24 protein-coding genes are annotated in these 25,019 nt (G+C 40.2%); 9 read left to right on the top strand and 15 right to left on the bottom strand.

What is annotated here, in order from left to right; translation table 11 throughout:
* Nucleotides 1–79 precede the first annotated feature (79 nt).
* Together RCG19_RS13340 and RCG19_RS13335 are read right to left on the bottom strand one after the other, a co-directional pair.
* A complete protein-coding gene (locus RCG19_RS13340) occupies nucleotides 80–916 on the bottom strand; it encodes an aldo/keto reductase (protein WP_308107540.1) in 837 nt (278 codons plus the stop codon).
* 98 nt (nucleotides 917–1,014) lie between these two features.
* Entirely contained in the window at nucleotides 1,015–1,848 is an 834-nt protein-coding gene (locus RCG19_RS13335; RefSeq protein WP_308107539.1) for a pentapeptide repeat-containing protein, read from the bottom strand.
* A 131-nt stretch (nucleotides 1,849–1,979) separates the two neighbouring features.
* On the opposite strand from RCG19_RS13335, the gene RCG19_RS13330 reads away from it, so the two are divergent.
* The 5 genes from RCG19_RS13330 to RCG19_RS13310 all read left to right on the top strand — a co-directional run bounded on the left by RCG19_RS13330 (nucleotide 1,980) and on the right by RCG19_RS13310 (nucleotide 6,804).
* Entirely contained in the window at nucleotides 1,980–2,498 is a 519-nt protein-coding gene (locus RCG19_RS13330) for a CBO0543 family protein (protein WP_308107538.1), read from the top strand.
* Between the two features lie 141 nt (nucleotides 2,499–2,639).
* Nucleotides 2,640–3,530 (top strand): DMT family transporter, encoded by an 891-nt coding sequence (locus RCG19_RS13325; RefSeq protein WP_308107537.1) that lies wholly within the window; start codon nucleotides 2,640–2,642, stop codon nucleotides 3,528–3,530.
* Nucleotides 3,531–3,711: 181 nt separating this feature from the next.
* Entirely contained in the window at nucleotides 3,712–4,308 is a 597-nt protein-coding gene (locus tag RCG19_RS13320; RefSeq protein WP_308107536.1) for a M15 family metallopeptidase, read from the top strand.
* Nucleotides 4,309–4,424: 116 nt separating this feature from the next.
* A complete protein-coding gene (locus RCG19_RS13315) occupies nucleotides 4,425–5,624 on the top strand; it encodes a CynX/NimT family MFS transporter (protein ID WP_308107535.1) in 1,200 nt (399 codons plus the stop codon).
* A 190-nt stretch (nucleotides 5,625–5,814) separates the two neighbouring features.
* Nucleotides 5,815–6,804 (top strand): peptidoglycan recognition protein family protein, encoded by a 990-nt coding sequence (locus RCG19_RS13310; RefSeq protein WP_308107534.1) that lies wholly within the window; start codon nucleotides 5,815–5,817, stop codon nucleotides 6,802–6,804.
* 156 nt (nucleotides 6,805–6,960) lie between these two features.
* Here RCG19_RS13310 and RCG19_RS13305 read toward each other — a convergent pair whose 3' ends face one another.
* Together RCG19_RS13305 and RCG19_RS13300 are read right to left on the bottom strand one after the other, a co-directional pair.
* On the bottom strand, nucleotides 6,961–7,572 hold the full coding sequence (locus RCG19_RS13305) for a LysE/ArgO family amino acid transporter (protein ID WP_308107533.1): 612 nt from the start codon (nucleotides 7,570–7,572) through the stop codon (nucleotides 6,961–6,963).
* Nucleotides 7,573–7,590: 18 nt separating this feature from the next.
* On the bottom strand, nucleotides 7,591–8,649 hold the full coding sequence (locus RCG19_RS13300) for a DUF1835 domain-containing protein (protein ID WP_308107532.1): 1,059 nt from the start codon (nucleotides 8,647–8,649) through the stop codon (nucleotides 7,591–7,593).
* Nucleotides 8,650–8,839: 190 nt separating this feature from the next.
* Here RCG19_RS13300 and RCG19_RS13295 point away from each other — a divergent pair, with 190 nt between their 5' ends.
* Nucleotides 8,840–9,418, top strand: a complete 579-nt coding sequence (locus RCG19_RS13295; RefSeq protein WP_308107531.1) for an HAD-IA family hydrolase — start codon at nucleotides 8,840–8,842, stop codon at nucleotides 9,416–9,418.
* 637 nt (nucleotides 9,419–10,055) lie between these two features.
* Nucleotides 10,056–11,267, top strand: coding sequence for a threonine--tRNA ligase (thrS, locus tag RCG19_RS13290; RefSeq protein ID WP_308107530.1), 1,212 nt, complete (start codon nucleotides 10,056–10,058; stop codon nucleotides 11,265–11,267).
* 318 nt (nucleotides 11,268–11,585) lie between these two features.
* Here thrS and RCG19_RS13285 read toward each other — a convergent pair whose 3' ends face one another.
* Complete coding sequence (locus RCG19_RS13285) at nucleotides 11,586–11,984, bottom strand: VOC family protein (RefSeq protein WP_166244884.1); 399 nt, start codon at nucleotides 11,982–11,984, stop codon at nucleotides 11,586–11,588.
* Between the two features lie 25 nt (nucleotides 11,985–12,009).
* Entirely contained in the window at nucleotides 12,010–12,492 is a 483-nt protein-coding gene (locus RCG19_RS13280; protein ID WP_308107529.1) for an SRPBCC family protein, read from the bottom strand.
* 326 nt (nucleotides 12,493–12,818) lie between these two features.
* Here RCG19_RS13280 and RCG19_RS13275 point away from each other — a divergent pair, with 326 nt between their 5' ends.
* Nucleotides 12,819–13,433, top strand: coding sequence for a DedA family protein (locus RCG19_RS13275; RefSeq protein ID WP_308107528.1), 615 nt, complete (start codon nucleotides 12,819–12,821; stop codon nucleotides 13,431–13,433).
* 120 nt (nucleotides 13,434–13,553) lie between these two features.
* On the opposite strand, the gene RCG19_RS13270 is transcribed toward RCG19_RS13275, so the two are convergent.
* The 9 genes from RCG19_RS13270 to RCG19_RS13230 form a co-directional block, all read right to left on the bottom strand.
* Entirely contained in the window at nucleotides 13,554–15,920 is a 2,367-nt protein-coding gene (locus RCG19_RS13270) for a nitric-oxide reductase large subunit (RefSeq protein WP_308107527.1), read from the bottom strand.
* Between the two features lie 101 nt (nucleotides 15,921–16,021).
* On the bottom strand, nucleotides 16,022–17,170 hold the full coding sequence (locus RCG19_RS13265; protein ID WP_308107526.1) for a phosphomevalonate kinase: 1,149 nt from the start codon (nucleotides 17,168–17,170) through the stop codon (nucleotides 16,022–16,024).
* A gap of 47 nt (nucleotides 17,171–17,217) precedes the next feature.
* Nucleotides 17,218–18,255 (bottom strand): diphosphomevalonate decarboxylase, encoded by a 1,038-nt coding sequence (mvaD, locus tag RCG19_RS13260; protein WP_308107525.1) that lies wholly within the window; start codon nucleotides 18,253–18,255, stop codon nucleotides 17,218–17,220.
* A 22-nt stretch (nucleotides 18,256–18,277) separates the two neighbouring features.
* Nucleotides 18,278–19,240 carry a mevalonate kinase gene (gene mvk / locus RCG19_RS13255; protein WP_308107524.1) on the bottom strand — a complete coding sequence of 321 codons (963 nt, stop codon included), beginning with the start codon at nucleotides 19,238–19,240 and terminating at the stop codon, nucleotides 18,278–18,280.
* A gap of 46 nt (nucleotides 19,241–19,286) precedes the next feature.
* Complete coding sequence (locus RCG19_RS13250) at nucleotides 19,287–20,642, bottom strand: tripartite tricarboxylate transporter permease (RefSeq protein WP_308107523.1); 1,356 nt, start codon at nucleotides 20,640–20,642, stop codon at nucleotides 19,287–19,289.
* A gap of 4 nt (nucleotides 20,643–20,646) precedes the next feature.
* The gene (locus RCG19_RS13245; protein WP_242637855.1) at nucleotides 20,647–20,919 is read right to left on the bottom strand and encodes a hypothetical protein; all 273 of its coding nucleotides are present in this window, start codon (nucleotides 20,917–20,919) and stop codon (nucleotides 20,647–20,649) included.
* Between the two features lie 220 nt (nucleotides 20,920–21,139).
* A complete protein-coding gene (locus tag RCG19_RS13240; protein ID WP_166244899.1) occupies nucleotides 21,140–21,850 on the bottom strand; it encodes a Crp/Fnr family transcriptional regulator in 711 nt (236 codons plus the stop codon).
* Nucleotides 21,851–21,868: 18 nt separating this feature from the next.
* Complete coding sequence (locus RCG19_RS13235) at nucleotides 21,869–22,090, bottom strand: heavy-metal-associated domain-containing protein (RefSeq protein ID WP_308107522.1); 222 nt, start codon at nucleotides 22,088–22,090, stop codon at nucleotides 21,869–21,871.
* A gap of 105 nt (nucleotides 22,091–22,195) precedes the next feature.
* Entirely contained in the window at nucleotides 22,196–23,029 is an 834-nt protein-coding gene (locus RCG19_RS13230; RefSeq protein ID WP_308107521.1) for a hypothetical protein, read from the bottom strand.
* A gap of 310 nt (nucleotides 23,030–23,339) precedes the next feature.
* On the opposite strand from RCG19_RS13230, the gene RCG19_RS13225 reads away from it, so the two are divergent.
* Nucleotides 23,340–25,013 (top strand): ribonuclease J, encoded by a 1,674-nt coding sequence (locus RCG19_RS13225; RefSeq protein WP_308107520.1) that lies wholly within the window; start codon nucleotides 23,340–23,342, stop codon nucleotides 25,011–25,013.
* Nucleotides 25,014–25,019 lie beyond the last annotated feature (6 nt).

Genomic DNA, 25,019 nt, shown 5'->3' with positions numbered 1-25,019 from the left:
CGAAACTGTGTTTCGCACCCTCTTTTAGTCTACTATTCATTTATTCACAACGGTAACTGTCCACACGACTCAGCCAGTATTAAAACCCTACAGACATCTCATCTGGATGGGATCCAGCACGGCTATCCTGATTTAAGCCATCGATTTTTTCCATATCTTCAGCCGATAATTCAAAATCAAAAACATCTGCATTCTCAATAATACGGTGTTCCTTGATGGATTTCGGAATGGTAACCACTCCGTTTTGAAGATCCCAGCGCAAAATGACTTGAGCGACGGATTTATTATATTTTTGGGCAATGTCGACAAGTACTGGTTCTTCCAAGAGCTGGCCTTGCTTTAATGGAGACCATGCCTCAAGTTGAATGTCCTCTTTCACACAAAATGCCTGAAGCTCCTTTTGTGTTAAATGCGGGTGGTACTCAACTTGGTTGACCATTGGTTTAATTTCCGCGGAACTAATTAAATCTTCTAAATGGTGAATCTGGAAGTTACTTACACCAATCGCACGGATGCGCCCTTCTTTATATAACTTCTCCAAAGCCTTCCAGGTATCTTTATATTTATCTTTACCAGGCCAGTGAATTAAATAAAGATCCAAGTAATCAAGGCCAAGCTTGTTAAGGCTGGTTTCGAACGCCTTTAAAGTAGTTTCATACCCTTGATCCGCATTCCATACCTTTGAAGTAATAAACAATTCTTCACGATTAACGCCCGATTCACGGATCGCTTGTCCAACACCTTCTTCATTCTTATAAACCGCCGCCGTGTCAATACTAATGTACCCGTTTCGAATCGCTGCTTTTACGGACTCGACAACCTCTGCCCCTTCTTTAACCTTAAAAACACCTAAACCCAGCCATGGCATTTTTACACCGTTATGTAATGTAGTCGTGTCTTGTAAATTAATTGGCATTATTTATTCCTCCCTTTTAACAATAATAGTATCATACAACTGATTGAATTTTCACTTTTCAGATACTGGATGATGGAAAAAGAATGAACATTGTTTGGCTATTTTCTCCAATGGTCGGGAATACGTAAAGAAGCGGGCAATTTGGTCGACCTATCACCCTTAGCCGAGTTAATTTGTGCCTGAGTGAGAAAAATACTCCCTGTAAGATTAGCACCACTTATATCAGCATCTCTAAAATCAGCACCAATCAGATCAGTCACCCGCATGTCAGCCCCTCTGAGGTCAGCTGCTATCAACAATGCTCCTCGTAAGTTAGCCCCTCTAAGGTTAGCACCTTTTAATTTTGCACCCAATAGGTCCATACTACGCTTTATTTTTTTAGAAGAGGGCACTTGGGCACGAACCAATTCACTAGTTTGTAGCAGTAACTCATTAACCATGGCTCTATGGTCCGGTATATTAAGCTCCATAATTAATTTCGGGCTTAAATAAGTGAGTTTCTCCGTTTTTTCTAGAGCTTCCTGCAAAACTTGAGTAATAGGTTGAGTTTCTTGTAAACTTAGTGCTTCATTTAAGTAATAAAGCATTTCATGAAGCTGCTGCATGATCGGAAATAGATCAAACATTTCCTTAGCTGACTCTGGATGATCCCGCCAATCATTTCCATCATAAGTTATTTGAGATACCTTTTGACCTGCACCAAAGCATTCATATACCGTGCAACCGCGAAACCCTTTATTTCTCAGGTGGCTGTGAATCCCACATCGATAATCTGCTTGCAAGTTGGAACAAGGTGTCCCACTATCTTTATCAACTGGAAAATCTGCTGACTTGGCATATGGTAACGCTACGCAGCATAGCCCAAAGCAATCTTCACAGTTAGCACTGTAACGATGGATATTTTTGTCATTTCTTGTTAAGTGTTTTGTCAAGCCTAACACTTCCTTTGAAGTTACTTAAAGTAATGATTTACGGCTCATTGAGGAATACTACCATCATTCTACTATAAAGCTGTCAAAACTTGAGTAATCTTTTACGGTTATTACATATAAAGGTGGATCATATGTTTCTTATTATAAGTGGCTTTATCTCAATCCTTTGCGCCTGGAGATGGGGAGATTGGAAAAATTGGCGCCGGTATCTTAGCACCATCCAATACTTTATTATCGGTGACATGCTTTATAACTTGTTCACGATGGACTTTCCGTTGTGGCAATATCCCAATCCGCCAAACCTTTTGCCAAATCATTTGTTTACTAACCTCTTTATTATGTTTATCATCTATCCAAGTACGGTGCTCATCTTTTTATATCGCTTTCCTAAACGAAACTTCTTTCATCAGCTTCTGTTTATGTCGATATGGATTTTACTTTGGGCAGTTTTCGAATATTTTATGGTTTACTTTGGACTGTGCGTTTATCATCACGGCTGGTCATATGGCTGGTCTATTTCTTTTGCAAGCATGATGATACCTATGCTGTTACTCCATCATAAGCACCCGATGTGGGCGTATTTGTTATCGATACCGATTATTGTATTTTTACTGTTCTGGTTTCATGTGCCGATTTTTACTAATAAATGACCATCATCTAGGCGGGCTATCTTCATTCCCCTTTTGAAGGGCAAGCCCCGCTTCTCTTCCCAAAAATGGCCTTCATACACATTTTTAGTGGTTGAGAATTCACTTGTTTTGTGATTGGATTATCAATAAGGGGGAATCAAAATGAAAGGTAAAATGAGACTGATCACGACCATGCTCATTTTTGGAAGCATCGGTATTTTTGTAAAAAAGATAGATCTAACTTCAAGTGAAATTGCATTCTTACGAGGGGTAATCGGAAGTTTGTTCCTGCTTCTTGTTAGTTTACTAGTGAAGCATAAGCCATCATTTAAAGCGCTTAAGAAGAATGCCGTTCTCCTACTCTTATCAGGGGCGGCGATTGGCTTTAATTGGATCTTTCTTTTCGAATCCTATCGATACACGACAATATCCAATGCAACAATAAGCTATTACTTTGCGCCTATCTTTGTTATGTTGTTGTCACCATGGGTTCTGAAGGAAAAACTGACAAGCATGAAGGTTGCTTGTATCATAACGGCCATGGTTGGTCTATTTTTAATCGTTAATCCTGGGGGTGGCGGCACAAGTAGCTCTGGACATCATGCACTTGGGATTTTCTATGGTCTATTAGCGGCGGCATTCTATGCAAGCATAGTGTTAATGAACAAATTTATTAAAGATTTATCAGGCTTTGAAACCACGTTAGTACAATTAATGGCAGGAGCATTGGTCTTACTGCCCTATATATTGTGGCAGGGTCATCTTCATTTGGCTGGTTTAAACTCGACTTCTATTATGTTTATCCTAATTCTTGGTGTTGTACATACAGGGGCTGCCTATTTTTTATATTTTACATCCATTCAAAAGTTAAAGGGGCAAACGATTGCCGTTCTAAGCTATATCGATCCGATTTCCGCTGTCCTCATGGCGTCCATTTTCTTAAGCGAAAACATGACAGTGATACAACTAGTCGGCGGTGTTCTAGTTTTGGGGGCAACATTTTTAAGTGAGTTAACCATCGTGAAAAAAGAACAGGCCCCCACTACCTTTTAATCCTAAAAATGCAGTCACAAAAACAATATGCTAGAGAAAGCGTATCAGTTTCACATAGCGTTCAAGATTTTCCAAGATAATCTAATTGCTCGCATAAGGTTTATAATAATATGAAACAATTAGGCTATATTTTTCGTCATAGCTAATGAAATTATTTTTGTTGTGAAAGGAATATGCAATCTTGAAACGAAAACGGATAGGAAATTCCATTTATTTATTTCTCCTTGTGTTAACCGCTATCCTATTGTTTATATTTTTTGATAAAGAAATTAATCCTTTTACGGACTCAACAAATACTCGATCTGACTCATACCCAACTGAACTTCATCCGATTGTGAAAGAACGGAGCAATCAATTAATCCAACAATCTGCGAAAAAAGGAATTGTGATTGTGATTACGGATGACTTCCGAAGTGCCGAAGATCAGAATCGACTTTATGAAAAAGGACGGACAGCAAACGGGACAATTGTCACGTATGCCAAAGGGGGAGAGTCCTACCACAATTTTGGGCTTGCCGTTGATTTTGCGCTAAAGACCCCTTCAGGAGATATCATTTGGGATCGGCAGTATGATGGAAATAAAAACGGGAAAGCAGATTGGAACGAGGTTGTTGAAATGGCAAAGGTTCTCGGCTTTGAATGGGGAGGGGATTGGGCTGACTTTAAAGATTATCCCCATTTAGAGATGAATTTTGGCTTGAGTATTGCTGATTTACAAAATGGGGATCGACCTGCCGGCACATCACTGACAGCCGATACCATGGAAGACGGACAGTAATTAGTTACTGTTCGTCTTTTTTTTGCGAAATAATGCAATAATAACTATATATATATCAATCCTTGTTTACTATGATATACTTTAGAAAGTTTGCTCGTCAGAGAGGGGTTAATTTAGTGCCGTTACAAAAATCAGCTGCTAAAACAAAATCGACATATATATTTTTACTCGTTACAGGGATTGTGCTTGTTGCCTTTAATTTACGCCCTTCAATTACATCTGTTGGCCCGTTAATTGGGATGATCCAGGAAAATGTTGGACTGGCACATTGGAGCGCAGGCTTATTAATGAGCTTGCCCCTACTGGTTTTTGCCGCCATGTCACCCATTGTCCCAAAACTTGCTAATCGGCTAACAAATGAGAAGACTTTACTCCTGGGATTAATCTTCCTTTTCATCGGTATCACTATTCGGTCCATCCCGATGACCTTTTTTCTTTTCACCGGAACTCTTCTTGTTGGTGCCGGAATTGCCATTGGAAATGTTCTTTTACCCGCTGTTGTAAAGGATAAATTCCCACAAAAATTTGGTCTAATGACAAGCGTTTATTCCACTTCCATGGGTCTGATTGCCTCATTAGCATCAGGTGTTAGTGTTCCATTAGCTACAGGTTTACATCTTGGATGGCAAGGTGCCCTCATCGTATGGGGAATACCGGTTGTGGCTGGTATTTTGGTTTGGACCTTTCTTCTCAAAATGAATCAAGGAAGTCAAAATGGGATAAAAAGAGCTACTTCTGACTCGACACTAATCTGGCGCTCATCTCTTGCTTGGCAAATCGCCATCTTTATGGGATTTCAGTCCTTTTTGTTTTATGTAACGATTTCATGGTTACCTGAAATCTTACATAGTCGCGGGATGAGTATGGGAACTGCTGGCTGGATGCTTTCATTTACCCAATTAGTGGGATTACCTGCCAGTTTTTTCATCCCTGTCATCGCCGGACGGTTTCGTTCACAGGTATGGATTGCTTTCATGTTAAGTTTGTGCTCTGTTTTTGGCTATGGTGGATTACTTTTGGGCTCGTCCTATCCCATTTTAATTACAAGTATTACTTTAATTGGGGTCGGGTTAGGGGGAATGTTTCCATTGGCCTTAAGCTATATCGGTCTTCGCGCTCGGAATGCCAATCAAGCGGTAGAATTATCAGGAATGGCACAATCAACTGGTTATATCTTGGCGGCAATAGGTCCCCTGTTTATTGGTTATTTGTATGATCTTACCCATATATGGACCGTTCCGCTGACGACGTTAATAGTGATCTCGATAATCATGATGGTTTTTGCGATGTTATCAGGTCGTAATCGATTTGTTTAATATTTATCAGACGTACAGTACCAATTACTGTTCGTCTTTTTTCTTTTTGTGACCGTACAGGTACATCTTACTTGGACGAACCCCCTAAATCCTCCTCTCAAAAATTAACTCTCATTCATTTGAATAATCCTATTGTTGTTCTGCAAACTAATAGCAAAACATTATGCTGCACACAATGGAAGGACATAGAATGGGAAAAAAAACTGTACTTTTTTTTAGCATCGTTTTCCTTTTGCTGATAAATACAGCACCAGCACATGCCATTGGAAAGAACCCCAGCAATTTGTATGTAGTTAAATCCGGGGATTCGCTACCGGCAATTGCACATACATTCGGGACAACCGTAGAAGACCTGAAACTAACGAATGGATTACAATCCGATACAGTAGTAGTAGGTCAGAAATTATATGTTCCTTTTGTCTACGAAGTAATGGCCGGGGATAGCCTGGATAAAATTTCAGCTGCCTATCATTCTTCAGTCGAGAGAATAAAAGCAGCAAATGGACTTTCAGCTACTCAGCTTTATTTAGGACAAAAGTTATTGATTCCTCCTCAAAGAATGAACATGGATGGGCAGTATATTCTCATGACGAAGGAGGAATTTAAGAACTGGTTATTCCATCATCAATTTTCTAGAAAAATTACGATCATCCAACATCATCATACCTGGCTCCCTTCATATAAGCATTTCCATGGTTCCAATCATTTTGCCATGCTGAAAGGTATGGAAAATTTCCATATAGAAAAAATGGGTTGGAAAACGATCGCGCAAAATATCACCACGTTTCCAGATGGAAAAATAGCTGTTTCTAGACCATTTAACATTGCTCCTGAAGGTACAATCGGGGCCAAAGCCAACACCACAGGGCTCACCATCGAAAATGTAGGGAACTTTGATATCGGTCATGATGTGATGACACAGGCACAAAGGGATACCATTGTGACGATCACGGCATTGCTTTGTATTAAATTTAGATTAACGCCCTCTATTGACAGTATCACGTACCATCATTGGTGGAGTTTGAGAACGGGTGAAAGGGTATTAGATAACGGCCCGGACTATAATGTTAAAACCTGCCCTGGTACCGGGTTCTTCGGTGGAAATTCTACGGTTAGTGCAAGGAATAACTTATATCCCCTCGTATCACGGAAGATGCAAGAAATAGCAGAATCAAAATAAGCGAACAGTGACAGTCACTGTTCGCCATTATTTCGTTTCGCAAATAAACTTGCCCGTTTCGCAAATAAATCCCGTGGTTTCGCAAATAAACTTCCCCGTTTCGCAAATAAACATACTGGATCCACTCACAACCTAATATTAATTTTAAAAAACAGCTTAAAATAAGGACGAAACCAGATAAACCGCTGCTCCCCACATGACCACGGCAGAGATTTTATTCAAAACGAGCATAAACCTTCCCGATTTATCGAGTTTTCCACTTAGACGCCCCATTAATGCTAAGCCCAAAAACCAAATCCACGAAACCAAAATACAGGAAACAGTAAAGATGACTTTTTCTTCTCCTTGGTAACTTAACGAACTCGTACCAATTACTCCTATCGTGTCCAGAATGGCATGCGGGTTTAGTAACGAAACAGAGGCCGCAAACACCACTTGTTTTTTTAAGGGAAACTTCTTAGCCACCTCTTCACGGTCCATACTTGGTTGGCTATTCCATGTCGACCAACCCATGTAAAGTAAAAAGACGACCCCTCCTCCAATCAGGATTGTCTTTATCCAAACGGAGCTCAAAATCAGTATAGATACACCTAAAACAGATACCAGGATTAAAAGGGTATCACACAAAGCAGCCGTAATCACAACAGGTAATGCTTTTGTATAACGCGGCTGCATGGCCCCTTGATTGAAAACAAAAACATTTTGGACCCCAAGAGGCAAAATAAGTCCAAGTGCAAGAATAAATCCATGAAAAAATGGTTCCATCATCCGATCCCCCCTTACGAGCTAACGTAATTTCACACGGTAATGCCTCATAGATCTTGGCACACCTTTTAACTCCAGTACTCCACTATAGATTAAATGCCTAATCCGATATTCCAAATAAAAATCACCAACTACGCCGTCTGTCTGACCTATAATTTCCCCAATCACTTTAGCGGCCAAAATAAAGTCCCTCTTCTGCTGCTGCTCGCTGTGCATTCTTTCAATCGTACTGATGATGAACTGATCATAATAATCTTCAGGAACACCCTCTATTCCTCCATTTTGCCAGATACGAAGGACATCCACTGTTTGCGCCAGTGATTCCCATTCTAGTTGGAATTGCGCTCGCTCCTGGTTAGATAATGGGGCCCTCGTTTTATTTTGCTGAAATAGAAGTTTTAGATTTTTCGGGTGAACCCCACTTGAATGGTGCAGGGTCTGAAATTCATCTTCGTTTAAAAAGTTCCCTTTTTGAAAAAGCTCAGTTGTATTCAATAAGATCACTTCATTGGCTTTATCCTTTAGCAATTGAAGGATAAATCGGACACCTGTTTGTTCCTCTCCATTATCTGCCGTCCAAATATAAATGGGTTTATTCTCTGGTATCTCCGAAATCTCTAAAAGCGTTTTGTTAAAGGTATTTTCAATGTCAAAATGATCCTGCTCCAAATTGATATTTTCATTTATCCACTCAAACCGATTCGTTTGCCCTTGTTTCTGGTCAAGCTGCCACACTGGTCCGATGCTAAAAAAAACCTGGAAACCAATTACCGTTTTAGGTCGGTCCAGCCCAACCCTAATTGCACCAGCTGTCGATTCGGAACAGACAAGATGGACCTCCCCCTCTATTGGAAAGGTGGCTAATCGATTCTTATGTATGAGTTGATTAATTTTTTCTACCATCATGTTGTTCACTTCCAGACTGACTGAGTAGCCTCTGCCAATCAGTGGTTCCATTTCTTCATGGTTAAAGGTTGCAAACTCCCCTTCGTGGTTGAGTTCATATGTTTGCCATTCCCCGCAATCGAACATTTCTTTTACCGTTAAGTAGCGTAATTCTCCCACACGATAAACAAACACAATATTTGGCTCCAAGAAAAAATAGATAAACGGAAATTTCTCTCTCGATTTAATGGTCTTCAGCCCCTTCTTATTTAAGAATATTACCATATTCAGGCTATTAAGTTACTGTTTTCACCTTCATAATTATGCCATTATCAAAATATATGGTAACATCTTTAGCATATATTTTTTGTAGGGAGAGAGAATTATGAACGTTTTATGGGATTTTGATGGAACCATATTTGACACTTATCCATCACTTGTAGAGGGGTTTGTCCAAGTTAGTCAAAAGGACCTCGACCGCATGGAAGTCTTGAAATGGCTTAAAATTGATTCTAAAACTGCCTTTAAGTACTATGGCATTAGCGAGGATCAAAGAGGCGAATTTGAAAAATATCATAATCATTATTCGAGAGAGAGCAGCAGGCCATTCATCCACTTAGAGGATGCATTATCATCTGTTGATCAAAATATTATCGTGACACATCGCGATAAAGAATCTACCAAGTATCTCCTTGAAAAATTTAATTTAGCTAAATACTTTAAAGAAATTGTTTCTGTAGAAGAAGATGGTTTTACGAGAAAACCCCATGTTTCCTCGTATGAATATGTTCTAAAACGCTTTTCTATTGATTTGGTCGTGGGTGACCGAGAGTTAGATTTAATACCCGCAAGACAACTAAAGATTCAAACGGTAGCCTTCCAGAATCAAAATATTGAAGCAGATTTTCATATTGAGAGTTATGCAGACTTTATTCCGATGGTTCTTGCTCCACTTCAAGAATAACAAGGTAAATTGCCTATTGACCTTTTCAAATATTTGTATTAAGATTACCAACAATATTAATCAGAAATCAATTGAAGCTATGATAAGGACATGAGTCATTCGTATTTTTTCTAACCAGAGAATAGGGTCATCGGCTGGAAGCCCTAAAGAAGCAGCGAATGGTTTACCACCTTGGAGCTATTATCGGGAAATGGGCAACCAGAGTATCTGTAATCGGTAAATCCGTTATCTTTTCGAGCTAAAAACACGCTTGATGATGTGTTTTTTGGAATTAGGGTGGTATCACGACCGCACTCGTCCCTATCATTGGGATGAGTGCGGTTTTTTATTTTTACAAACCTTTCATACGAATGGCGTTGAAAAGGACATGAATCATTCTGACAGATTCTTACCAGAGAACAGGGTCAATGGCTGGGAGCCCTGAAGAAGCAACGAATGGTTTACCACCTTGGAGCTATTATCGGGAAATGGGCAACCAGAGTATCTGTAATCGGTAAATCCGTTATCTTTTCGAGCTTAAAACACACTAGAGTATGTGTTTTTTGGAATTAGGGTGGTATCACGACCGCACTCGTCCCTATTGTTGGGATGGGCGCGGTCTTTTTTTATACAATTTTAAAAATCAGGGGGAATAAGCATGTCTAATCAATTGGAAGCTGAAAAAAGGAATCATCGGAAGTTAGGTCAAGAATTGGAACTGTTCACATCATTGGAAGAGGCCCCTGGAATGCCTTTTTTCTTACCAAATGGAATGGTGGTTCGAAATGAACTTGAAAATCTTTGGAGAAAAAAGCACCAAAAGGCTGGCTATCAGGAAATTAAAACACCGATTATGATGAAGCAGGAACTTTGGGAACAATCAGGTCATTGGGATCACTATCACGAAAATATGTATTTCTCTAATGTGGATGAACAAAAGTATGCGATTAAACCGATGAATTGTCCTGGAGCCTTATTAATTTTCAACAGCAAACGACGAAGTTATCGCGAATTGCCGATTCGTTTCGCAGAACTTGGATTAGTGCACCGGCATGAGCTTTCAGGTTCGTTAAATGGACTTTTGAGGGTTCGTTCCTTTACGCAAGACGATGCCCATTTATTTGTTCGAGAAGACCAGATTGAATCTGAAATTGATAAGGTTTTAACATTAGTTGATGAGTTTTACTCCCACTTCGGGTTTGTATATAAAGTAGAGCTTTCAACAAGACCTGAAGAATACATGGGTTCAGAAGAAATCTGGGATCAAGCTGAGCTAGCATTGGAAACTGTTTTAAAGGATAAAAATATTAATTATCAACTAAATCCAGGTGACGGAGCTTTCTATGGTCCGAAGATAGATTTTCATATTTTAGATTCACTTGGACGAAGCTGGCAATGCGGAACGGTCCAATTAGATTTTCAAATGCCGCAAAAGTTCAATTGTGCATACGTGGGTGAAGATAATAAACCACATTGTCCTGTCATGATACATCGAGCTATCTATGGTTCCGTTGAACGATTTATGGCCATTTTAATTGAACATTTTGCCGGAGAATTTCCACTTTGGTTATCACCCGTGCAGGCAAAAATAGTTCCTATTTCAGATTCACATTCAGATTATGCAAATGATATGAAATCCCAATTGGAAGCAGCAGGAATACGTGTGGAGGTCGATTTCAGGACAGAGAAAATGGGGTTGAAGATTAGAGAAGCGGAAAAGCAAAAGATCCCCTACATGCTCGTGATTGGTGATCAGGAGGTGGCGAATCAATCTGTAGCTTTAAGAAAACGCAAAGAAGGGAACCTTGGTGTGATGAGCATTTCAGAAACAATCGACCGTTTCAGGAATGAGATCAACAGAGGGAAATAAACCATTACACACAACCGAAAGAATTAGTGAGGTTTAAGACGGATCAAGAGGGCCTGCACTTATTGGTTGGGGGATCAGGTTAAGCACCCGATCTGATGAATAGTCGTAGTAATTCCGCTTAATTATAAAATAAAGTAAAAAACAGCTTAAATAGCCGGAGTATTTCCGTTTACGGACTCAAGAAATGTGAAAATGGGAGATTTTCCTTTGCATAACCGGAAAATCTCCGCTTGTTTACCCCAAATCGGGCTCCATTCTGCATCTAACAGGAAAATCTCCGCTTGTTTTGGTTTCGCTGGTTTCTCACTCTAATAATTTTTAGTTAGGAAGGGTTATTTGCCATGAAACGCCAAACCGATCATTTAGCCAGCCGAACTTCTTACTGAAACCGTAATTACCTAATGGCATAAGAGCTTGTCCACCCTCGCTTAATTTCTGAAACAACTGGTCAATTTCTTCTTCTGAATCACACGTAACATAGATAGAAAAAGAAGGTGTGAAGGAAAACTGGTGTTTCACATGACTGTCAATGCAAAAGAATTCTTGCCCTTTTAAAGAGAAGGTAGCCTGAAACACGGTTCCTTCTTTACCTGCTTCATTTGCTCCATACCGAGCAATACTTGTAATTTCAGAATCCTCGATGAGAGATGTGTAATAATTCATCGCTTCTTCCGCCTTGCCATCTTGGAACATTAAAAATGGGATCACCTTTTCCATACTTATGATTCCTCCTCAATACTTATTATTTTGTACCTAGAGCATTTACATGCTTTACATATTCTTCATACCATTTCTTCCATTCTTCTGCCCGCCATTCGATACTTTGGCCGTCCATTAGGGCTTTGATGACGTCAAGACAAAGGTGCCAACCGGCAAGGTCTTTTGGGGTATGATCGGTGATTGTTTCAATTCTTTCCTTCAAGATTAACTGACAACCTTCCGCTTCAGGAATGATTTCAAAACGAACACTATAAGCCCACCAATCAAATTCCAAGACAGAATTCGGGTTAAGCTCTGTTATGGAAAGTTTCTCAAAGGTGCCGTTTTGCATATCAAACTGCATAAAGCCACCTTCTTGAAGTCCGCCCACCTGGAGTTCAGGGAACCATTTCATCAGTTTTTCATTGTCCGTAAGCCAGGACCATGTCTCTTCAACGGAATGGTTTAGTTGACGCTCAAATTGGGCAATCCACCCTTGTTCTACCTTTTTAATAGAAGCAATCATTTCACGTCCTCCTTAATTGTTGTTATTCTTATTTTAATCATTATGGGCCATGCCTTACAAGGGGTCTCTTCTGGGTATCAGTGCATAATGCATGTCATTCATTTAAAAAAGGGGCCTTATAAACCTCCCCCTAAGGTTCATTTGTTACCGTTGTCCTCAAAAAGTCGGTGCCACGGGCACAATCAACCTTCTGAAATAAATATCTTACTGATAGAAAATAATCGGTAGACTAAAATCATTATTTTTCTAAAATGAGAGTCATAGTCTGTACATATTTTTCATTTACTATAAATAGTAATCATCATTTCAAGGTAAGGGGTCTATACATGGAAGCTTGGATAACAGAAACGATGGATACATATGGCTATTTGGGGATTTTTCTCTTGATTGCAGTAGAAAATATTTTCCCACCTATTCCCTCTGAGGTGATATTAACCTTTGGCGGCTTTATGACCACGACAACCCATATGAGCATCTTCGGCGTGATTGCTGTTTCAACGGTTGGTTCTGTTGCAGGAGCAGTGGTTTTATATCGGATTGGCCTACTGCTCGATACCAATCGCCTCGAAAGAATCGTAGACAAGTGGGGACATATCCTTAGGCTAACGAAAAAAGACATACATAAAGCGATTGCCTGGTTTCAACGCTTTGGTGTTTGGGCAGTGTTCTTCGGCAGGCTGATTCCACTGATTCGGAGTTTGATCTCCATTCCCGCGGGCATGGCTCGGATGAACATGGGGACGTTTTTATTGTTTACGACAATGGGCACCCTTATTTGGAACACGATCTTAGTAAATGCAGGAGCGGCAGTAGGTGCCTCATGGGATGACATCACCCGCTATATGGATGTGTACTCAAATGTCGTCTATCTTATTTTGGGAGTGCTTCTGGTCATATTCTTGATCCTTTATAGTAAAAATAAAAGAAAATTCCAAAAATAACGCGGAACAAGATAGAAGGTCTATTTTTTCCCAAAGTTAAAAAAGGACCTTGACTACAACTAGTTGTAGTCAAGGTCTTTTTGTGGGAACAGTCCCCTTCTTTATTAATGCATGCCTTCTTTACTCTTCATCCAATGTAAAATCTTTTACCGGCAAAGGCTCGTTCTCCCCATGGGTTGGTTTGCGTAGATTGAAGAACGCTTTAATACAGAAATAGACTAGCCCAATAACCCCGATTAAGAAAATCGTGTCTGGAACGGCTCTCCATAGGAGTAAATTATGAACAATTTCTTTCCCGTAAAAAATCCCAGGATCTCTTGATGCCCAGTATCCTTTTTCATAAGCGATCTTTAATTGGATAAATCCGATTGGCAATAAGGAAACAAAGACCATTCCGGCCAAACCAATATTTAACATCCAGCAAACAAACTTTAACAACTTATCATTCCATGCCTTAGGATTGACAACATTTCTAAGTGCGAACAGGAGCAGTGAAATAGCAAACATACCGTACACACCCATCATTGCTGCATGACCATGTGCTGGTGTTAACTGCTGACCATGTTCAAAGTAATTGACAGCTGGAAGGTTAATTAGGAATCCCAATACCCCTGCACCCACTAAATTCCAGAGAGCAGTAGAAATCAAGAACCAGAATGTGGACTTGTACGGGAAGTCCACTCCCCCGTCACGGAGCATTTTGTATTGCTCATAGGCTTCAAGAATCAACAAGGTAAGAGGAATAATCTCTAATGCTGAGAAAACAGAGCCTAGAGCAATCCACACTTCTGCCGAACCATTATAGTAATAATGGTGGCCAATCCCAATAACTCCACTTCCTAATAAAATCGTAATCTGAAAATATAGGGCTTTTATTGTTGAACTCTTTGTTACCAGCTTCATTTGAACCATTAGGAACCCAATAATGACAACCGCAAAGACTTCAAAAATACCTTCTACCCATAAATGCACAATCCACCAGCGCCAGTAGTCAGCCATTGTGTAGCTAGTATCCGGTTGGATGAAGAAGGCAAAGCCATAGAATAATGGAACAGCAATGGAGGCATAAAAGAGGAGATGAACAAGGCCCCCTCGATCGGTTTCTCGTTTTAATGCACTCCTGATTCCTCTAAACACAATAACAAGCCAAATAATCATTCCGATTGCCAAAATATATTGCCAGAATCTCCCTAACTCTAGGTACTCCCAGCCCTGATGGCCAAATAAAAACCATTTGTTACCTAAGTAGCCCTTCACACCTAACCATTGTCCGAGCATACTGCCAAATACTAATACAACCAATGCCCAAAATAAGATATCTACTAATAAACCTTGACGCCTTGGTTCATGTCCGCCAACAAGCGGCGCCACATAAATACCTAATCCCAGCCAAGCGGTGGCAATCCAGAAAATCGCCAATTGAAGGTGGATCCCTTTAGAAATACTAAATGGCAGCAATTCCGCAATCCACTTCATTCCAAAGAAGCTTTCAGGTTCTGTATAATAGTGTGCCAATAATGCTCCAAACATGACTTGGATAAAGAATAGAATCGAGACGATCACAAAGTATTTACTGCCTTTGACTTGCGACAATGTAACGGGTATTTTATATAAATCTATTTTCGGGAAATTTCCAGGCGTATAGGCCTCTTTCATTCCTAAATGATACCGATAGAATACATACAAGATAAGTGCCATGAATAGTGATAAAACCGTAATACTTACGCCACTCCAAAGAACGGTAGAATAACTCATCACATTCCCAGCATCCTTATAATATGGCCAGTTGTTGGTAAATGAAATCGTATCATGAGGACGATTGGTACTTGATAACCAAGCAGTCCAGAAAAAGAAATCAGAAACCTGTGTGATCTGATCCCCTTCATCTACCCATGCGCGGTTTTTCACGGGTAGGTCTTTTTCCTTAATCAAATTGGGTTGTATTCCCCACCCATCACCTTCCGTAAATACTTTGCGGTAATATTTCCTCACTTGTTTTAGACCATTAACCTGCGCATCTGTTAATACAAGTGTGTCAGTCTTTTTGATATAGCGGTTTTTTCGTATTTCCTTTGTTACATCTTCACGAATCGCCGCTTTCGTATTTTTCGAAAGATCTGCAAAGGGAACTCCTTCCGCTTCCATTGCGTAGAAATCTTGCATACCCTCCGTGTAGATTTTTAAGGCTTCAGCCGTATAATCCGGGCCCATGTATGAGCCATTCCCTAATACGGTGCCATAGTCCATCAAGGCATATTTTTGAAAAACAGCTTGCCCGCCTTTAATGGAATCCTTGGTAAACAGCACTTCACCATTTTCGTTGGTCACCAATGGTCTTGGTGCCTCCGTTTTAAAAATCCAGTATCCTCCAACTAATAACACGGTAAACACTAATAATAACGTTGCGACACAGATTGATTTAATTAAACTGTATTTAACCTGGTTTTGTTTCTTTCCTTGGGTCTTCGTCACTTTTACAACTTCCATGACTTAACACCTCTCTTCAAAATTTAGAGCTGCTTTTTTCATTGTGAACATAATCACAAGCAATACCCCCAACAATGGGAGAATGTCCTTCCTGCGCTCTTTTACACGCATACAAAATATTCTTTTAAAGATGGCTCACAGTCATATTCGGTTACAGATGCTCCCATTTCCGAAATCCTCATGTCTATTGGTTGAACACCAATACTTCGCCACGCTTTATTCAGTTCCTCCATTTGGGCTTCCTCTTTTAGGAAGGCAATGCCACAATCTCCGCCGCCGGCACCAGATGATTTACCACTGCCAAACGATTCTGCGGTATCACATAAGTCCATTAATCTTGTGGTTTCAATGGATATCGCGGCAGCCTTACCCAGCTGCTTAAGGACTTTCCGATTTTCTGTAAGGCTTGAAATAGCTGCGGCGCAATCATTTTCCTCAAAGCTTTGAATCAATCTGGCAACAGCCTGGGAACTTTCTTTCAAAAACAGGGAGTAAGCTTCCCTATTCCGATTACGAAATGCTTGAAACTGATTAATCATAGGTGCTGTCGATGCTGCCTCCTTCGTCCAACCAACACAAAATGTAAGTTGTAGGGGTGCTTTAATAGGAATAATTGATAAATTAGGCCACGGTTTTTCAATGAGTTGACTTAGTTTCGTCCCATGCAGTAATTCATTTCGTAGCCAATTTTGATTAAATGGAGTATACACAAGCCATCCGCCATAGGTAGATGCAGCAATATCTACTCCAGAACCATTTTTTTGCGCTTGTAAATGAGCCATTGCTGAAAGTTTAAAAATTTGATCAAGCGATGGAGCCTCTTCTTCCCTCTCACAATGGAACCTTAAAATGGCGGAAATAACCGCAACAACAACAGCAGCACTTGAACCTAGACCGTATTTTCTCCCTGTTAGACGATCCGCTAAGCCACTTTTTACGGTTACATGACATGGCTTTATGGATACTGATTGCTCCTGCAAATACTGATAGGCAATGGTGATTGCGTTTTTAATAAATCGCAAGCGTGGATCTGGTAAACTAAATAAAACCGATTTTCCACTTATATCCCAAGATACTTGCCCGAGTCCTAACTGTGGAAGCGAAAGGACATTTCTTTCATTTGGTTCAATAGTAGCCGTCATATACCGATCAATCGCTGCTACAACAGCCTGCTGATTTTCCAGAACAGCGTATTCACCGGCAATGACTAGTTTTCCCGGAACTGTCACACGATAGCTTGAATAAGTCATGATCCTTCATCCCTTCAAAAACAAGGCCATTACCCTTGCAAATGAGTTTATTTTGCTACTTTCCTATTTCTGAATGATTGAATGTTTGCAATTTCTCTTTTCCCTGAATTAGACAAATACGAAATACCCGGCCCTGGCTGGCAATGATAGATTTCCTGTACACCTGGTATACGGATCAGGGCCTCCCTGACCACCTGCTCATCCTTTGGCTGACAAAGCACCTTAACATTCGGTCCAGCATCAATCGTAAAGTAGGCTTGAATACCTGAGGAGCGAAGGTTCTTTACTCCCCTTATTACCTCAACTGTTGCGCTATTCCAATACGAAAAGGGTGGTTGAGATGCAAATGTAGTTGCATGCATCTTAAGGGCATTGGCTTCCACGACACTTCCCAGCATGTCAAAGTCACGATTCTTAATGGCTTCTTTGGCAACTAGAAGGTCTTTTTCAACTGTATCAAGCCAATGGGCATATAAGGAGGAGGTCTCCACCGCACGCTTCATTCCCTCACTGCTTGATATCTCCTTAGGCTTCGATGTAAGCAGCACAGAAAGGACGCTAAGGTCCCAATCTTTTCCGCCTTTAAGCGGTTGAGCAAAGGAGTCTGTTCCATCATCTTCTATTCCTTTTTGCCATTCTACAAACCCGCCATAGATTGAGCGGCAGGCAGAACCCGATCCAAGACGTGCTAATTGAGATAATGCCTTTTGATCTAAATTCAAACCGATTGCTTTCGTTGCCGCTGCTGCTAAGGCAGCATAACCGGATGCGGAGGAAGCAAAACCAGCTGCAGTTGGAACATGGTTCGTTGAATTGACAACCGCATGAAAATCTTTTCCTGCCATTTCTCTAATTCGATCAAGGAAACGGGTAACCTTGCTCATTTCGAATTCATTTGCTAATTGATTATTAATAATAAATACATCGACTGAAAGACATGTACAGAACTCTACAGTCGTCGTTGTATAAAACTTATTGAGGGTTAGCGAGAGACTGCTGTTCATTGGCAGGATCTTTGACTCATCCCGTTTACCCCAGTATTTGATCAAAGCAATATTTGTATTTGCCTGTGCAGTTGCTTTCATCTGTACCCCCCACTTTCATCATTTAGTTAATTTCCGCTCCCCTTGTCATCTGTACAAAAGACCAGGTGTTACACGCCCCCGCTTTCATTAATGCTTTAGCAATCACCTGGGCATGTGTGGCAGTTTGAGCGAGTGCCACTATACATCCACCCCGGCCACCACCAGTTAATTTTGCCCCAAGTGCCCCTGCTTTTCGTGCGGCCTCAACGAGTCTATTAATCTTCTCATTACTAACACCGAGATCCGCCAGCTCTGATTGGGCTAAATCAAATAATTGACCTAATAACCTTAGATCCCCCTTAGAAATAGCCCTTCTAGCTTCAAGCGTAACTGTACCAAGCTGGTTCAACGATTTCTGTGTCCTTTCGGGATTTGCAGCATGCTTCGCTTTGATACTTAAGACGGCTCCACGGGTATCACCAAAATGACCCGTATCAGCCACCACTAGAAAAAGAGGCCCACCCATTTGTAACGACTCTATCTTTTTCCCTTTTTGAAACCAAATTGGATACTCACTAAATGCCGTAACCATATCAAGTCCACTAGGATTCCCATGTGCAAATGTTTCAGCTATATGGACAAGTGGCATGACTTCATCTGGTTGAGCCTTTTTCCCATAAAAAGCGAACAAGCTTTTTACAATTGCAATCGCAATCGCAGCACTAGAACCCAATCCTCTCCCTATTGGTATGGAAGAATGAAGGCGGATCAAAAGTCCCTGATTATGCTTGTTTAAACGTTTAAGTGTTTCTTCTACACAAGCGGCTATTCCCCAGAATTTCTTTGGTACCCCTTTAAGCGGTCCATCATAATAATCACTAGCAAGAAAAATTCCTTCAAAATTTTCCTCAACCGTTGCTGTTGCCTCAAGTACTGGAAACGGCAGTGCAATGGCAGGCATCCCATAAACGACAGAATGTTCACCAACTAGAATTAATTTACCGTGAGCACTGCCCACCGCCACCTTTTGCATGAGTTGCCTCATTTTATTACCTCCCTTATTTACGGGGAGCACCCCCATGCTACATGCCTTACCTAACAATATTTGTAATAATCCATGGTGCAGAGTAGAGCACCATAAATTGAACTCCGTAATTTATACCCCAGCGGTGAAGCACCCCGGCAACTAATCCGATTAATATGACTCCTCCAATATTGATCCACCCGGCATCCATAAACGCCAGCAATAATACCAGACTGAAGAATAATCCTAATATGGCTTCATGAGGAATTCTTCTAAACACAAACGCACAGATTTGCTGAGAATACTTTATCGTAATAAAGTAGGTAATCCCTACCGCAATGCCAGCCCCAATAAGAGTTGCCCAAACAAAAGCAGAGGATGATAGAAGATGGTGCATATTATGCTCTAACGTGAACCTCGGAGGGGCATTAAATAGGGCATTAGCCGGACCAATGGCCATTGGTGAAAGCGGAATACCTAAGGCAATTAATGGAATTAATGTTCCTGCAATATAAGTTGCGTTTGCTAATGCTTCCATACACGAGATGGCAAGAGATGCTTTCTTCGCCGGATCTTTCTCCCGGCTCGAGAACATTTCCCCTAAAAAGATGGTCATCCCCACTGGACTCATAATGAAAGTAATGGATCCAATTAGAGAAGACAAGGCACTCATTCCTAGCTCCTTTTTTGATAAAATGGTAAATGGATTTGGAAAGCCCTTAGTACGACTTGCTTTATTTATCATGATTGTTTTTTTATCAAAACGTTCTAGACTTTCTCTTTTTTGTTTGTTCAATAGTTCAAATAAAGTCAAAATAATGGGGCCAATGGTAATCCCTAGGAAAAAGGAAACAAATACATTTGTCCCCTCCGGTACAACCCCTACTCCCCAATATAAATAACGCAAACCTTGAATCAATAAGGCAAAGGGAACAATGGATGCCAGGGCAATCCATCTATTTTTACACATAAGTGCAAGGAATATGGCACCAATGAAAAAGAGTGGATTGGCATATTCTTTTATAACATCCGCAACTGGGATGAGTGCATTGGCTAGTAGTAAACTGACTGGAACAGCCACTATCGTCCCAATGACAGAACCTGAGGCCATCTTCCGAATACTGACATCCGACATGCCGAATTTCTTAAGAATCATCGCATGTTCCACCGCAGGGGTCGCCATGACTCCACCGGGAATTCCCGCCACCGCTACCGGGATCGAATCTGTTAGTTTACTGGCAACAATAGCCGAAATAAAGAAGGACAAGATCACAGCTGGCGGTAAACCGGATAGTACTAACACGAGTGTGACCGGTGCAATGGTTGCCGTTTCATCGGTTCCTGGTGCGATCCCAATCACCGTGTAGGCTGCCGCGGCCAACAAAGCTGCAACAACCATTTGAAAAATTAATACTGAATCCAATTCCTTAGTCCTCCCTTTGTATCTCACGAATTATTCTTTTTGGTTTTACTACCAAACTACATAGAATAAAACCGAAAAAAGCACCAATTAGACCATAAAATAATGGTTTCGGTGGTTCATTGGGGGCAATGAAATACCCTCCAAGCGCGGTAATGCTGCAAACAAGTAAGGATAGAGCCATACTTTTAATGTTGACAAGATCCTCCCATACCTCAATGTTATCTGATGTATTTTCCACCTTATTTGGCAGCATTTCCTTTATTTTCATATCCGCCATCTATCTGACTCAACTCCTTTAATACCAACAAATCAGATCATTGTTTCCTGAAAGAGGAATGATCTTTATCCACATTATAATGATAATGATTATCATTATTAATTGATGCAAATCAAGTTTCTATTATTTTTTCAAAAAAGAAGACTAGGCTAAACGAGCTTCTCTGCTCCTTAACCTAGTCCATTATTCGTTAGATTGTACTTCATTGACTTTTCACTACCTATAACAAAAGTAATCCATCTAAATCTAAAATTTCCATTCGCTTATGCGGCTTTTGTTTAATAAACCCTGCATTTTCAAGATCAGCTAGCTTGCGGCTAATCGTCTCCGGTGTGGTCCCTAAATAGGATGCTAAATCCTTTTTACTCATTGGCAGGACGAATTCTTGTGAATTCCCTTCATTTTCAATACATTCTGCTAAGAAAAGAGCAATTCTCGTTTCCACATTCTCTGTTGCAAAACGTGTGGTTTGTTTTTCCGATTGCTCTAATCGGTTTGAGAACTCCGCTAGGATCTTCAATGAAATCGATGGGTATTTTAAAAGAAATTCTTGTAAGTCCGAGCGTTTGATCATGCACACTTGCGTCTCCATCATTGCTTCGGCAAATGATTCGTGGGTAGCATCGTTAAATAAAGCAAGTTCACCCGTAAAGTCACCTGAATTTAGAATACGAACCAGCTGCTCTTTTCCAGATTCAGATATTCGGTAGATTCTAATTTTCCCTTTATTTACAATATAAAGGGAATCTGATTGGTCACCTGCCCGGTAAATAATCTCCCCTCTTTTGTATGAAACGGAATTCGTCGTCACCATAATTTCATCCATTTGTTCTGCTTCTAAATGATTAAAAATGGGAACCAGCGAAACACATGCTTTCGGTGATCCTTTGACACAATTATGATCATGGGAATTGGTTGCCTTTAACCCCATTGAATAACACTCCTTAATCTAATTTACTCTTATTGATTGAACCAAATAACCCTGGTTTGTCATGAATCCTCTTAGTTGTTCTGCATTTATTTTCGCTTCATCAAATTCTGTTCGGACCTTTCCTAATTGTGGAAAAACCTTGACAGATACAACTCCATTCTGGTGATATAATTGAGTTTCCACTTCTTTGAAACAACCCGCACAATCCAGTAATGCAACTTGAAATACTGCTTTTGTCATTTTAAGTTCTCCCCTTTATTTCATGATCATTACCTGTTTCCTCTATTATAAAATGAACATCACAACTAATCATTGATGGGAATCAAGAACCACGCAAACATTTATTCACTTCCGGTTTTGCAATATCCTTGCTTCTTCGTCTAAATCAAGAATGACAAAAGTTAGCTGGATATCGATCAATTGTCTGAATGATTCCATTTCACTTTTTGAAATAAATCCCTTGTATACATATTCCATTAAGCGACCAATATCCGGTTTTCCATATTCAATGAGCTGCCTTATCGCTAGCTTGTCTGTTATTTCAATTGGATTATAGATGAATGGCTTTTGCACTCTCGTGACAGAACCATACTTATGATTAATTTTCCCTTCTACAATTAGCTGCTGACATGATTCCATTTCCCTTTTTAACGTTTCATATTCTTTTTGAGCTTTTCGCAAACAAATCATATTATGACGTTTTCTTGTAGATGCTTCTTCCAGCGTTAGCTGTAAGTCCGGATGTTCCTCTATTTTGACAAACTCTCTTCCCACTTTATTAAATGATGGCTTTGTATAGTAACTAGGATTAACAGCAAATGGCTCAAACAAATCCAACAATTGCTGCTTTTTTTTCAAATCTGAACTCGAAAGCCTGATCAGCTTCTGCAGCAGACCTCGATCATACAAATATTCATTTAAACCAGGATAATCATAGTGATAAATCTTCTTTGGGATAAATTTCGCAACTAAGTTATTTCCTATTTCATGCCGTTTCGATTCGGAATCAATTAAGTGCTGAAAAATATTTTTATTTATAGCTTCTTTTTCATTTGATACACCTTTCAAATGCTTGTAAGAACCAGATTCAATAAATTCCTCCATACGTTCTCCGGCATTAGGTTGGTGGGAACACACAGAGGGCATTTCATTATTATGTGTCAAATCAAATTCAAGCATGCTGTCCCCCCTATTGATTCTTTCTATTCCTGGCGGGTGATACTAAGGAAATTCTCCTACATCAAATAATAGACCACTTTACAAAAAAGAAATTGACCAAAGTCAATTTCTAAAAACAACACTCTACTATTATTTCACTTCATTTTATCCAAGGTCGAAAATTATGGATAAATACCACCACTCCTAAATGGTCTACTTCACTAGGCTTAAACAATCGATCAACCCATCCTTAACATCCTTCACCAGCTCTTAATATCTTCCAACTAAAATGGAATACTAATATTATCTGACTGGAATTGGAGGTAAAAAGTTGAAAACCCAAGAAAGTCCATTATCTTTTTTTGCGTTAGGCGGTATCAATGAAATCGGTAAAAACATGTATGTCATTCAATACGCAGATGATATCATCATCATCGATTGTGGCGGCAAGTTCCCAGACGAGAGTCTATTAGGGATTGATTTAATTATTCCGGATATTACCTACTTAGAAGAGAACAAGGAAAAAATTCGAGCTCTAGTCGTGACACATGGACACGAAGATCATATTGGGGGAATTCCTTACCTTTTACGAAAAATAAATGTTCCTATATATGCCACCCGTTTTACACTAGGTCTTATTGAAATAAAGTTAGAAGAGCATCGGCTTACAAGGGATACAAAACTCATTTCAATTGATTCTGAATCAACACTTGAGTTGGGCGAGTTGAAAGTATCCTTTTTCAAAGTCAGCCATAGTATTCCGGATTGTTTAGGGATTGTCTTTCAGACACCTGAAGGGAATATTGTTCATACGGGAGACTTCAAATTCGATTTAACTCCGGCTAATAACCAATATGCAGATATTCATAAAATGGCCGCTATTGGTGAGCAAGGGGTCCTAGTTTTAATCTCTGAAAGTACCAATGCAGAACGGACAGGTCTATCACCGTCAGAACGGATGGTTGGCAGTCATATGAACGAGGTTTTCATGAAAGCGGATGGAAAAATCTTTATTTCTACTTTCGCTTCGAATGTAAATAGAGTTCAGCAAGTCGTTGAAGCTTGTATGAAGACAAATCGAAAACTTGCTTTGCTTGGCCGAAGTATGGTCAATGTCGTCTCCGTAGCGATCGAACGGGGATATTTAACCGTTCCCGATGGGATGTTGATTGAGGCTTCTGAAGTCGATCAACTTGCGCCTGAAAAGGTTGCTATCCTGTGTACTGGGAGTCAAGGCGAGCCAATGGCGGCACTTGCCCGTCTTGCCAGCGGAAATTATCGAGATATTTCCATTTACCCCGGAGACACGGTTATTTTAGCAGCATCGCCCATTCCAGGGAACGAAAAAGATGTTTCTCGCATTATCGACAACCTATTTCAATTGGGAGCTAACGTGATTTATGGGTCAGGCAGCTCGACAGGCATGCATGTTTCCGGACATGGATACCAGGAAGATTTAAAGTTGATGCTTACCCTTATGAAGCCAACCTATTTTATTCCCGTTCATGGTGAATTCAGAATGCTGCACCATCACCGTCAGCTTGCTGAATCAGTTGGTGTTGAATCCGGACATACTTTTATTATTAAAAACGGTGATGTGGTTGACTTTGAAAACTCTATTGCCCGACAAACTCGGAGAATTCCATCGGGAGATACCTACGTTGACGGAATGGGCGTAGGCGATGTTGGGGAAATCGTATTACGAGACCGAAAACAACTGTCTGAAGACGGAATGATCGTCATTGTTTTAACATTAAGTAAGACAGAGAGAAAAATTATTCAAGGACCTGACACCATTTCCCGTGGATTCGTCTACGTAAAAGATTCCGAAGACCTCCTAAAAGAGATTAACCGCCTCGTTAAAAAAACGGTTACTGATCTTCAAGCAGAGAATATTCGGCAGTGGAATGTCATCAAGCAAAATATAAAAAAGGTAGTTGGCCAAAAATTATTTGCAAAAACAAAGAGAAAGCCGATGATTCTCCCAATTATTATTGAAATATAAGAGCTG

Source organism: Neobacillus sp. OS1-2 (genome assembly GCF_030915505.1).
Lineage (GTDB): Bacteria > Bacillota > Bacilli > Bacillales > Cytobacillaceae > Neobacillus.
The sequence above is the reverse complement of the archived record's forward strand: the minus strand, read 5'-3'. Positions and strand labels throughout refer to the sequence as shown.